Annotated in this window: 6 protein-coding genes; 5 read left to right on the top strand and 1 reads right to left on the bottom strand. The window is 38.7% G+C overall.

Translation table 11 applies throughout. From position 1 onward, the window contains the following. Positions 1–420: 420 nt before the first annotated feature. From BACINT_RS03335 to BACINT_RS03320, 4 genes are all read left to right on the top strand, one after another. Positions 421–3,900 carry a SusC/RagA family TonB-linked outer membrane protein gene (locus BACINT_RS03335; protein WP_007660599.1) on the top strand — a complete coding sequence of 1,160 codons (3,480 nt, stop codon included), beginning with the start codon at positions 421–423 and terminating at the stop codon, positions 3,898–3,900. Between the two features lie 12 nt (positions 3,901–3,912). Beyond that, positions 3,913–5,775, top strand: coding sequence for a RagB/SusD family nutrient uptake outer membrane protein (locus tag BACINT_RS03330; protein ID WP_007660598.1), 1,863 nt, complete (start codon positions 3,913–3,915; stop codon positions 5,773–5,775). 52 nt (positions 5,776–5,827) lie between these two features. Then, on the top strand, positions 5,828–7,240 hold the full coding sequence (locus BACINT_RS03325; protein WP_007660597.1) for a DUF4623 domain-containing protein: 1,413 nt from the start codon (positions 5,828–5,830) through the stop codon (positions 7,238–7,240). Between the two features lie 97 nt (positions 7,241–7,337). Further along, entirely contained in the window at positions 7,338–8,780 is a 1,443-nt protein-coding gene (locus BACINT_RS03320) for a glycoside hydrolase family 10 protein (protein ID WP_007660596.1), read from the top strand. Between the two features lie 90 nt (positions 8,781–8,870). Here BACINT_RS03320 and BACINT_RS03315 read toward each other — a convergent pair whose 3' ends face one another. Then, complete coding sequence (locus BACINT_RS03315; protein WP_007660595.1) at positions 8,871–10,196, bottom strand: ATP-binding protein; 1,326 nt, start codon at positions 10,194–10,196, stop codon at positions 8,871–8,873. Between the two features lie 421 nt (positions 10,197–10,617). Here BACINT_RS03315 and BACINT_RS03310 point away from each other — a divergent pair, with 421 nt between their 5' ends. Continuing rightward, entirely contained in the window at positions 10,618–14,010 is a 3,393-nt protein-coding gene (locus tag BACINT_RS03310; RefSeq protein ID WP_007660594.1) for a SusC/RagA family TonB-linked outer membrane protein, read from the top strand. The last annotated feature ends 5 nt before the right edge of the window (positions 14,011–14,015 follow it).

The raw sequence follows: 14,015 nt of genomic DNA, 5'->3' as shown, positions 1-14,015 counted from the left end.
TACAAAAACTTCCAAAACTTCATTTTATGGCTTTTTTCCCATACCGGGACTATTTCAGAACCATTCATTGATCAGATGTAGCCGGTTTTCAGAAAAAAGATTTGCTTATCATCCAGTATCTACCCGAAACACACCTGAAGTTACGGGGAAACTATGGAGCAAGTATGTCTCAGATATGGAACAGATAGAGTATAATAGTGTTGCAACATACTTCCAAGTACGATTTTACTAAGTTCTCTTGGAACGGTAAATAAAAACAAATAGAGATACTATATAAGTCAAACCTAATAAATAGAAGAAACGCCTATGGAACAGAAGCTTACCTAATAGAAGAAATAATTCCGTTTATTTCTAATTCACTACCCTTACCCTAAATTTTGAGAAAATTATTTTGATTAACAACAAAATCATCAATCTTTTATGAATGAAGATCGCAAAAAACGAGGATTAACGCATAGCAAACTCCTCATGGCAGTAGCTATCGGTACGCTGTTTTTGAACAGTGGAAATGTACTAGCTACTCAGGTTGCCTCCGACAACCCTTTGGAAGTGACAGAGCAACTACAAACTCAAACGATTAACGGCTTAGTTGTAGATGCCAACGGTGAACCGGTTATTGGAGCCAGTATTATAGAGAAAGGAACCACAAATGGTGGTATTACGGATATTAATGGTAAATTTACGCTGACTGTAAAGCCAGGAGCTACCTTAAAGATTTCATACATAGGCTATCAGACTCAAGAAGTGAAAGCTGCCCGGACTATGAAAATTATCCTGAAAGAAGATAGCGAATTGCTGCAAGAAGTAGTAGTGGTTGGTTACGGCACACAAAAGAAAGCTAACCTGACAGGAGCAGTGGCAACAGTCGATGTAAATAAGACATTAGACAGTCGTCCTATCGCTGATATTGGTCGTGGATTACAAGGTGCGGTAGCAGGAGTTAATATCACAATACCAACCGGTGAAGTAGGATCAGATCCTTTGATTAAAATTCGTGGTCAGGTTGGCTCTATTTCAGGAAACAATACACCACTCATCTTATTGGACAACGTGGAAATCCCAAGTATCCAGATGGTAAATCCTAATGATGTTCAATCTATTTCTGTTTTGAAAGATGCAGCTTCATCTTCTATCTATGGTTCTAAAGCTGCGTTTGGTGTAATCCTAATAACCACAAAATCAGGGGCACAAAGTGATAAATTTGAAATAAGTTATTCGAATAACTTTTCTTGGCAAGACCCTGCTAAGAAAATTGAGATTGGCGGTATAGAAGCATTACAATATACATTGGATGCACAAACAAACAGAAGAGAACCAATGCCAGCCGGCGGTTTCTGGCGTATTAGTCCTGAAAGCCTGGAAAAGGCCATTGAATGGCAAAACCTGTACGGTGGAAAAGTTAAATGGAATGATCCGGTAGTGTATGGCCGTGACTGGTTCTATGACGGAAAAGACAAATATGGATACAGACTTTATGACGGTGCTAAAGCCATGATTAAAAATTGGACACCGACAATGACTCATAACTTGTCTGTTAATGGTAAGAGTGGTAAGACCAGTTATAATATCGGATTAGGCTATCTGGATCAGAGCGGTATGTCAAAAACGGCTAAGAAAGATGACTTCAAACGATACAATGCTTCGGTTAGTGTTACTTCAGAAATCAATAAGTATATTACTGTAAGGGCAAGCTCAATCTATTCAGATCGTAACAAACGCTATCCGGGAATTGGAAATACAACTGCCGACCCATGGTTATATCTTTATCGTTGGAGTCCACTAATGCCTATGGGAGTGACTGAAAATGGCAATCCGTTGAAGGAACCTACCTACGAAATGGCAGCTGCCAATACGGATAATCTGCAAAATAAATACTACAATATTAATTTAGGTTTCACACTGAATTTGACCAAAAATTGGGATGTCAAGTTTGACTATACATATGACAGACAAACTACTGAAACGAATTCATCCGTAATGCAATATGAGGCGGGTGAAATGTGGTATGCTCCCACTGCCTGGATGGAAAACGGCAGTCAAGTATTTGTTAACGAACAAGGAGAGAGAGTAGATACCGGTGGTATGCCTGCATATCGCTTCCCTGTGAACAAATACTATAACAGTTCCGGGCCAAGTGCCAGTCAGGTAGGCAATAACAGTAAATCTATTGATAACAATACTTTCAACATTTATACCACTTATAACTTGTTGCTGGGTCCAGAAAAGCAACATGCATTCAAGTTTATGGCAGGTATGAACAGAGTTACCAATAAATGGAGTTCATATAAAGGTTGGAAAACAAATCTGATTGATTTGACAAATCCGCAATTCCCATTGGCATCCGGAGATCAATTTATTGAAGGAAACCGGAACTGGGAAGCACAATTAGGTTTTTTTGGCCGTCTCAACTATTCTTTTGAAGATAGATATTTCGTTGAAGCAAATATACGTAGGGATGGTTCATCCAAGTTCCCAAAGCATCTGCGTTGGAAGTGGTTCCCTTCTTTCTCTGCCGGCTGGGTATTTACCAATGAAAAGTTTATGGCACCTATTAACAATATCTTAAGCTTCGGTAAATTCAGAGCTTCATGGGGTAGTATCGGTGACCAATCTGTTTCAAACACTCTGTATAAATCCATATTGTCAGATGGTCAATCATCATGGCTGGATGGAAGTGGAAATAAAACACCTATGTTCGGTACCCCATCATTGGTGGACAGCGATATTAGCTGGCAGCAAATCGAAACACTGGACTTTGGTATCGATCTCAGATTCTTTAATAATAAGTTCGGAGTCACTTTCGACTGGTTCCAACGGGATACAAAGAACATGATTATCCCTGGTGAAAGCCTGCCAGTAACTCTTGGCGCAGCTGCTCCCAGTGGCAATTATGGTAGCCTGAGAACTAAGGGTTGGGAATTGTCAGCCGACTTCAACCATCGTTTTGCTAACGGATTGGGTATTAATGCAACAGCATCTATTTCAGACGCTTCTACTTTTATCACAAGAGGTGCTGACTACTTGACTCCGTGGGAAGATCGAAGTTTAGGAACTACCTACTCAACAGGTAGACGTTATGGTGATATTTATGGTTTTGTTACCGACAGATTATTCCAAAAAGAAGATTTTGTATATGGAGCAGACGGTCAGATTGAAAAGATTATCGTTATTTATAATGGAACAGCTCGCACCACCTATAAGCAATCTTCAGAGTATCCGGTTTATCAGGTGCATTATGAAGATGGAAATAAGCTAATATTCTCTCCTGGTGATACCAAATTTGTAGATATTGACGGTGATGGTTACATCACTCCGGGAACCAGTACAAATGGTAATCCAGGCGACCAAACCGTTATCGGTAATACTACTCCTCGTTATGAATACAGTTTCAGATTGGGTGCTGACTATAAAGGCTTTGATTTTTCTATTTACTTCCAAGGTATTGGAAAACGCAAGATTTGGGGTAGCGGCCAATTAGCAATTCCCGGGTATAATGCTAAGGAAGGTGCATTGCCTAAAACTTTTACAACAGACTATTGGACAGAAGAACGCACCAACGCTTTCTATCCCAGAGCATGGGACTTAGGTGGCAGCAATACTGGATTTGCTATGCAGAAACAATCCCGCTATCTACTGGATATGTCTTATTTAAGAATTAAGAATATTACATTAGGATATACCGTCCCGGCAAATATTTTATCTAAGATATACATCAGCAAAGCGAGAGTCTATATGTCATTGGAGAACTTCTTTACATTTGATAACCTAAGAGGATTGCCTATTGATCCGGAAGCTATATCAGGATATTCTATGTTCTCCACCAACTATAACCTTGGACGTACAGGTACCGGTACACCGGTATTCAAAAGTTTGTCATGTGGTGTTCAATTAACCTTCTAAAATAGAATCATTATGAAATTAAAAATATTTATAATTTTAGCCAGTGTCGTTTTATTGTTTACGAACTGCAATGATGTGCTCGACCGCCCGTCATTGACTACGGCTGAGGATGATGCATATTGGACCAATGAAGATAGAGTACGTCTATATGCTAATGCTTTTTACACAAACTTCTTTGTGGGGTATGGATTAAAGTATACAACGACTTATGCTCCTAACGCCAATTATACGTTTAATGACGATGCAGTGAGGATGTCCACTCAAACACAATTTGGGCGTACGGTTCCTACATCTAAAGGAAGTACAAGTCTGGACATGATGTGGCAAAGTGAATTTACCGGTCCTACATGGAATTTTGCCTGGGTTAGAAAAGCAAATGTTATGATTGACCGCATCACTAACCTGATGCCTGAAATACTGACAGACGAACAATACAACCATTGGACAGGTGTTGGACGCTTCTTCAGAGCACTGGAATATGCTCGTCTGGTAAATGTTTTTGGCGATGTTCCTTATTACGACACAGAAGTACAGAATACGGATAAGGATGGTTTATACAAAGACCGCACTCCGAGAAACGAGGTTATGGATGCAGTTTACAACGATTTTGAGTATGCATTACATAACGTTCGTTTGAATGATGGAGGTCAATATGTGAATCGTTACGTAGTAGCTGCCATGGTTTCAAGATGGGCTCTGTTTGAGGCAAGCTGGCAGAAATATTATTATAAAAATAACGAACGGGCTAAAAAGTTCTTCGATCAAGCTGTTGCTGCAGCAGAAATGGTTATGAATAGTGGCAAATATGGTATTGTTGAAGATTTCCGTAAATTATTCGGTTCTACTGACTTAACCAACAGTAAGGATTGCATTTTATACAGAAAATATGATGCTGCTCAAAACGTTACGCATTCCATCGCATCGACTTGTAATATGAATGACCCTACTGATGTTGGTCCAAACCTAGATTTGATTAAGGCGTTCATCTGTACAGATGGTAAAGATTGGCAGACTTCTTCTTTGGAAAATGTAGATGATTTTACTCTTAGCAATTTGATTAAAACAAGAGATTCTCGTTTTGAAGCCAGCTTCTATACTAAACCTACTCCAAGAGCCAAGAGTAGCTATTTATATGTAACAAAGTTTATCCCACGAAGTGGACTGAGTTATATTGAAAGTGGTGGTTCTCCGGCTGCAGAATTCCAGAGTGAGAAAAACGTGACTGGTTATCCGGTACTACGCTATGCTGAAGTCCTACTAAACTGGATTGAAGCGAAAGCTGAACTTGCAACATTGGGTGGTACAGAGGTTTCTCAGTCTGATATAGATATATCTATCAATCAGATTCGCAAAAGACCGATAGCAGAAGAAGCCAAAGCTTTAGGAGTAACTATGACAGCTGAAATGAAATTGGACGCACTTCCACAAGATCCTCATAGAGATCCTACCGTACCGGCACTACTTTGGGAGATCAGACGGGAAAGAAGAATGGAATTTGCTTTTGAATTCTCACGTATCATTGACTTAAGGCGTTGGAAAAAGCTGGAATACATGGATACCGACAAGAATGAAGATTTGCTGATTGGTACCTGGGTTAATTTCAACAATGAAGTAAAAAGCGAGTTGAAGGATGAGAATAAAGGGAAACTCAGGGTAATGGGCAAAGACGGAAGCTTTACGGTATATGACGGAACCAATGCAGCTAAGATGAATGGTTTCTTCTATCCTACACAGAATCAGGGTAGACTGCCGTTCTTGAATGTTCCTAATGTTAATCCGTATCTTTCTCCTATTGGTACGAATCAAATTTCGGACTATAAGAATAAAGGATATACTTTGACTCAGACTGAAGGTTGGCCTACAGGCATCAATTGACAATATGAATCAGTGAAATCATGGAAATTATTTTAAACTAAAACATGAGATTATGTATAAATTAATAAGAAATATAGGATTTTTGGCTGTATTGCTGGGACTTGGTCTGGTATCCTGCGATGAGGATTATCCGAAAAGCCATATAGCACCTTATGATACCGAACTTCTTTCTATCAAAATAACCAATGCAGGTGCAGATGGCAATACAGTGGTAGAAGGAACTATTGATGAAGACAATAAAATCATCAATTTCCCTCGCTTGGATATGACAACGAACTTCTCTGCTCTTAATCTGGACGCGAAGCTTTCTGATGGAGCTACTCTTCAAAATTCGGTATTGGATTTTTCTATGGATGAAGAAACTGCTTCTAAGACTTTGGTTCTTCGGATAGTAAATCAAAAGAGATACAAAGAATATTTTATAAGAGTCAGAAAAAGAATTCCGGTATACGGAGCTGATTTTGAGAAGCCTACAGTATATGATTTCTCCGGAGACAATATCTATCCTGATTATGGAAGCCTATTAACAAGATGTGCTTCTTATGATGGTGAACATGTATTGATTGTCAGCAGAAAAACTGCTCCACATCTTCTTAAGGTGTCTGAACTGAAGAAAGGTGAAATTAAACCGATAATGTTGGATCTTACAGGCGTAACGGGTGGAACCTATTCTTACAATATGGGAGCATTGACAAACGGACATGTATATATTGCATCTCTATCAGGTTCTCAAGCATCACCATTGAAGATTTATTATTGGGATACACCAACTTCTAAACCTGAAGTTATTGCCGATATCAAAGTATCGGATATTCCTGGAGCTGGAAACAGACATGGAGATAATATATCAGTCAATATTGATAAAAACGGTAATGGATTTATCTTCTTCGGAGATAATGCATCTACTAAATTTTTGAGACTGACCGTAAGTAATCATAAGACAATAGGTGAACCGAAAGTACTGACTTCAAGCGCTGATGCGACTATGGTTACCAATGTGTATAGGATAGAAGATACAGAGCAATATGTATGGTCAGGAGTAAGATTGCCTGTTACGTTGGTTGATGAATCTCTTGGAAGTAAATATGCAATGAACAAATCGAACTTGGAAACAGAAGCGGTTGCCCCCAGGATATTTACCTTTAATGAGGAACGTTATCTGATAGTTTGTAGTGCCGGACAAGGAAGTGCATCTAAAGCAACTCCTTCCTTGGTTGTTTACAATCTGACCAAGGGGAGTACAGTGGCTGAAGCAATGCAGAAGTTTGATGAAGGAGATAATCATAATCCTGATTATAAATTCATCTTGGGTGGAAGCGGTAATGGAGCAGCTCTTGCACAAACAGATTATCTTATAGAGAAAGATGAAAATGGAAAGGATGCTAAACTCTGCATTTTCGGCTCGCGTACAGATTCTGGTTTTGTAATCTGTGAATTCCCTATCAAACAAGAGGAAGAAGATTAATAACTATCTTCGTTTTTTAATCAAATAAATTATAGTATTAACATAGGAGCCGTCTAATGAGTGAGAATTAGGCGGCTTCATTATTCTGAATTTAGGAATGAAATATTTGAAATATCTAACCTTGATTATTTTCATTGCATTTGTCGCATCTTGTAGTAAGGACAATGACGATGATATTATACCGCCACCGGAAGAAAATACACCTGCGACTTTGCCTCAAAAAGAGTTACGTGGAGTATGGGTAACTACAGCCTGGGGTATCGACTGGCCCATGGAGGAATACAATGCTACAGCTCAGAAACAAAAGTATATTGACTATCTGGACTTATTAGTCGAAAACAAAATGAATGCAATATTCTTCCAGATTCGGGGAATGGCAGATGCATTTTATGATTCGCAATATGAGTCTTGGAGTAAGTATATCACAGGAACTTCCGGAGTTAAGCCAAGTTATGACGTTCTGGGATTTCTTATTGAAGAAGCTCATAAACGAAACATCCAATTCCATGCCTGGTTGAATCCTTATCGTATTTCAACCCGGGCAAATAAGAACTCCTCATTTCCTCAGTTGGACCCAAAGATTCCTTCTGAACTGACTAAGGATTACGAAAAGATTCGGATTTACAATCCGGCTTTACCCGAGGTGCAAACCCGTATCACACAAATCGTCAAGGAAATTATTACTAAATATGATGTTGACGGTATTCATATGGATGATTATTTCTATCCTGCATTAGAAGCATCTGAGAGCATGAATGATAATGTGGAATATGAAAAATATGGTAAGGCACAATTTGATAATATTGCTGATTTCAGACGAAATAACGTAAATGTAGTAATCCAGAATATTCAAAAGACTATTATCGAGACTCGCCCTGATGTTATTTTCTCCATCAGTCCTGCTGCCAATATGGATAGTAACTATAATACTTTGTTTGCAGATGTGAAAAAGTGGTCGAAAGAAGGCTGGGTGGATGTTGTAATTCCACAATTGTATTTTGCTACGGGTACGGAAGAAAGTAGTTTTAACCAGAGACTAAATTTATGGTCACAATATATTTATGAGAATCATCTTTTAGTAGGATATGGAGTTTATAAATTTGGTGACCCGGCATATGGTAGTAAATTCCAGTCGTCCGAAGATCTGCAGAAACAGTTCGACTTTGCAAAAACAAAACCAAAAGTAAAAGGAAGTGTTTTGTATAGCGTTAAATATTTGGTAGAAAATAAAGTTAGGATTATGGATGTAATCAGGAATGTATATAAAACCCCTGTCTTACTCCCCTACTTAGGCAGAACCATAGCTGAAAAGCCAAACACTCCTACTAATGTCCGCGTAAGTGGAAGTAATTTATCATGGAGTGGAGTACAAGCTGCTTATTATGCAGTGTATAAAGATAATGGTATCAACCAAATAGCCAGTTTAATAGGGACCACTAAAGATACCACATTCAAACTGAATGAAAAAGGAACTTATTTCGTAACAGCACTCAATAAGAAAAATGCAGAAAGTGATTTATCGGAATCTGTAAACTATTAAAATAGGTTCATCCTGCAAAATACTCCTTGACAATCAGAACATAAGCAGATACTTTTAGACCTTGCACTAATTAAATAATCATTAATTTAATTAGTGCAAGGTCAAAAAATTAACAATCTTCTTTGTCCAATCTGCCAGATATAAAGGTATATTAATCAGCGTGCCATCTTGTTTTAGATTATTCAATGAATAGCGTAACTTACATGCCGGATGATAATTTGCATCATAAACGGACAAACTTTTACCTCCTAACCGAGTTTGAGCTTTTACTTCAACAGGGATAATTTCACTACCAGACTGAATGACAAAATCAACTTCAGCTTTCCCTATAGAAGTCCAATATCGTGGAAGAATATCATATTGAGGAACTAAACTCTGCAAAACATAATTTTCAGCAATAGCTCCTTTAAATTCCGTATATGCACCGTTACCCAAAAATATAATTTCAGATGGAAGCCCGGATAATTCACGCAACAGTCCGACATCGGATAGATAGACTTTGAATGCTGACAAATCATCATAGGCTTTCAAAGGAAGAAACGGTTTTGTTGTACAAAATACCCGGTAAATCAAACCGGCACTTTCCAACCAAAGCAAAGCGTCTTCATAATCACGGGCACGTGCACCGGGCTTAACCAATTTATATAGGAACTTTCTATTCTCTTTAGCCAACTGGCTGGGAATGGAATTCCAAATATGAGTAATACGGGGAATATCTTTATTTTCTGCATGTTTTGAAAAATCCAGAGTATAGGCATTCAGTATTGTTTGCTGTTCCTTTTTCACTTTTTCCATACCTTTATTTTCGAGGAAATAGTTTATTACGGCGGGCATTCCACCAATGACCAAGTATTGTTGATACAGTTCACTAAGCCTGTCAGTAACGAATTGTGATAAAGGAGCGATTTCAGTAAGTTCTTCAATATAGCTATATAGTTTTTCATTGATCGTCTTCAAGAATTCCTTAAATGTAAGAGGATATAAATTCAAGAACTCAACTTTGCCTACCGGGAATGAATCTCCCTTCGACAAAGCTACACCTAACAAAGAGCCTGCCGCTACAACAGCATACTCAGACGCATCTTCGTAGAAATACTTCAATGCGTTCAGGGCAGGATTGCATTCTTGAATTTCATCGAAAATAAGTAAGGTTTCGCCCGGCAGAATAGGACTGTCAATGAGCAATGACAATTGTGAGATAATTCGGGAGGGTTCTTTAGTTGTTTCAAATATCTCATGGATAGAATGATCCTTGTCAAAATTAAATTTGGCCGTGTACTTAAACTCTGTTCTCCCAAAATATTCAAGAATCCAAGTTTTTCCGGTTTGACGTGCTCCTTTTAATATAAGGGGCTTTCTTTCAGAATTGCGTTTCCACGCTTTCAAATCTTCTATTATACTCCGATACAATTCCATAGCTACAGTCTTATGTTCCGATTATTGGCATTATCACACAAAACAGGTTCCTGTTTTTGGCAAAACTACCAATAATCGGAACATAAACAAATAATAATCGGATAATTATTCTCTCAACATATTCTATATGGCATTTTTTAACCTTATCAGCTATTACTATAGGTGATATTCAGGACCAACACGTTTTTTGCTCATCTTTATTACTACACATTTTCAGCAATGTTCTCTTGGAACTTGGTAAACCTCTAAAAATAATAAGAGAGATAAAATATAAGTTAAACCTATAAATAAGAAAAAACGCCTATGGAAGAAAAACTTGTCTGACAGAAGAAATAGATCTGACTAACTATTTCTATCTGATTATCCTTACCCTAATTTTTGAGAGAACTATTTTATTTAACAACAAAATTATCAATCATTTATGAATGAAGATCGCAAAAAACGAGGATTAGCAAATAGCAAATTCTTCACAGCAGTAGCCATCAGTGCACTGTTTTTAGGAAGCGGTAATGCGATGGCTAACCAGGTTGCTTCGGATCATGTTTCAGAAGTAACAGAGCAGTTACAATCTATCAATGTTACAGGTTTGGTTGTAGATGCGGCAGGCGAGCCGGTTATCGGTGCCAGTGTGGTAGAAAAAGGGACAACTAATGGCATTGTTACTGACGTTGACGGAAAGTTTACTTTGAGTGTGAAGCCAGGAGCAATATTAAAAATATCATTCGTGGGTTATCAGCCCCAAGAAGTAAAGGCTACACCTACTATGAAAATCGTGTTGAAGGAAGATACGGAATTATTGGATGAAGTAGTAGTAGTTGGTTACGGTACACAAAAGAAAGCCAATTTAACAGGTGCAGTTACTACTGTGGACTTGAATAAAACGATGTCAGGCCGCCCTCAGCAAGATGTAACCAAAGCACTGCAAGGTGCGGTTCCTGGTTTGAGTATCACGACTGAAAATGGTGATATCAACGGGAGTGCTGCAATGCGTATTCGTGGTGTCGGTACGTTAAGTAATTCTGAAAAGAGTAATCCGTTGATTGTTGTGGATGGAGTCCCGATGGATGACATTTCTTTCTTGAATACACAGGATATTGAGAGTATCTCTGTACTGAAAGATGCTGCTTCTACCTCTATTTATGGTACACGTGCAGCTTTTGGTGTTATTTTGATTAATACGAAAAGTGCTAAGCCGACGGAAAAGGTTACTATAAATTATAGTAATAATTTCGCGTGGGATCAAGCAACTTATCTTCCGAATTTCCCGGATGTTCCTACACAACTTCGGGCTGCATTGGAGGCTAAGGCCAATGCTAACCAATATGAAGTGGAACTCTTTGGTATGTATTTTGATAAACTATTGCCTTATGCCGAAAAGTGGGCACAACAGAATGGAGGAAGAAAACTAAAATATGGTGAAATGAGACCGTATCAGAGTGACAGCAATGTGGGGGATTATAATATCATTGACGGAACTCCTTATTATTATGCAGACTGGGATGTGCAGGATATTTATTATAGTAAAGCAGCCCCTTCACAAAGCCATAATATATCTGTTCAGGGAAGTTCTGGTAAGACGAACTATTACCTTTCTTTTGGTTATGATGAGAAAGAAGGTATTATGAAAGTACGTCCCGATGAATTGAAGAAGTACAATGTTTCAGTGAATGTAACGACCAATTTATATGATTGGTTGCAAGTAGGTGCACGTGTCAATTACTCTCGTAAGGCTTATCAGCGTCCTGACATTTACAGTAGTACTTATCAGACCCTTTGGCGTTGGGGTTCTTTCTTCATTCCTTCAGGTACCATTGATGGTTATGATACTCGTCTTATGTCTATGCGTAAGCAAGCATCCGACCGTAAGGAAATAACTGACCTTACCCGTTTGAATGGATTCTTGAAAGCAGAAATAGTAAAAGGACTTACTTTGAATGCTGATTTCACTTATGCAATTCAGAACTTGAACAGTGGCTCTGAAGACTTCTCGGTCTATGGTATTGACTGGTCGGGAATGCCTACTCCTAAATATATTGTTACCAAAAGTAACTCAGCAATCTGGCGTGATAATTCCAAGCAGAATACTTGGACTTTGAATGCATATGCCAACTATGCCAAAACTTTTGCAAAGAGCCATAATTTGAATGTAATGGTCGGAGCTAATGCTGAAGAAGTAGATTACACTTATTTATATGGATACCGTAAAGGATTGTATGATGAAGCATACCCTGAATTGAATTTGGCAAGCCAAGATGGACAACAAATAAACTGGTCGCATACTTCCCGTGCTTCAGCCGGTTATTTCGGACGTATCAACTATGATTACAAGGGTATCTATCTGTTGGAAGTAAATGGACGTTACGATGGTTCTTCCAGATTTCCACATAATGATAAATGGGCATTCTTCCCTTCTGCTTCTATCGGATATCGCTTCTCGGAAGAGGCTTATTTTGCACCATTGAAGAAAGTGATTAGTAATGCTAAGTTACGTGCATCCTATGGTGAAATCGGAAATGAAGCCATTGGAGATTATATGTTTGAAGCATTGATCAGCCAACGAGAAAATACATCATCTACAGGATATATTTATTGGGTGGATGGCAATGGAGCTAATGCAAATAGATTGACTCAGTACAATATGCCTAAACTGGTGTCAAAGTCTCTTACTTGGGAACGCATCCGCACTACTGACATTGGTTTGGATTTAGGTTTCCTGAATAATGAATTAACTGTAGGATTTGACTGGTATCAACGTGAAAATCGTGATATGCTTGCTCCTGCCCAGGTTCTTCCGAACAGTGTAGGTGCTACTGCTCCTTACGATAATGCAGGTACACTGCGCACCCGTGGATGGGAATTAAACCTCGATTGGCATCATAAATTCGGTGAATTTAATGTGTATGCTAACTTCAATCTTAGTGATTCAAAGACAAAAGTAACAAAGTGGAATAATGATACTAAGTTGCTCAGTTCTTACTATTCGGGCAAGAATTATGGTGATATCTGGGGTTTCGAAACAGATCGTTATTTTGAAGAATCTGACTTTACTGGTCAGAATGCAGATGGTTCATGGAACTACAAGCCGGGTATTGCTGGTCAATCTGCACTTGAGCGTGCTCCGTTCCATTATGGTCCTGGTGATATTAAGTTCAAAGATTTGGATGGCAGTGGCGCGATTGACGGTGGAAAAGGAACCGCTGATGATCATGGTGACTTGAAGATTATCGGTAATTCACTCCCTCGTTATGAATATGGCTTCCACCTGGGTGGTAACTGGAAAGGCATTGACTTAGATTTATTCTTCCAAGGTGTGGGAAAACGTTCTGATTGGACTATTTCTTCTTTGAATTTCCCGATGATGCGTGCAGCTGACTTGGCTATCTACGATAATCAAAAAAGTTTCAATAGAGTATTCTATACTGATGATTGGAAAACGATTACCGGTTATGATATTGACCAGAGTAATACTTATCCTCGTTTATATCCGGGAAATGAAGCCAAAGGTACTGTGTCAGGTATTGCAAACGGTTCCAATAACTATTATCCGCAATCTCGTTACTTGACTGATATGTCTTATCTTCGTTTAAAGAACGTAACTGTTGGCTATACTTTACCGAAGGAGTGGACCCGTAAAGCTTTCATCGAAAAGGCACGTATCTACTTTAGTGGTAGTAACCTCTTCTTGCTCTACAAGGGCAGTGATCTTCCTGTTGATCCGGAAATCAGTACTGGTGATGGCCTTACCTATGGAGGCTGGGGACGTACAACTCCTATCACTCGTACCTTCTCATTCGGTATTCAGGTAACCTTATAATAACT

This window comes from Bacteroides intestinalis DSM 17393 (assembly GCF_000172175.1).
GTDB lineage: Bacteria > Bacteroidota > Bacteroidia > Bacteroidales > Bacteroidaceae > Bacteroides > Bacteroides intestinalis.
Note: the sequence above shows the minus strand (reverse complement) of the source record. Positions and strands in the feature narration are given on the sequence as shown.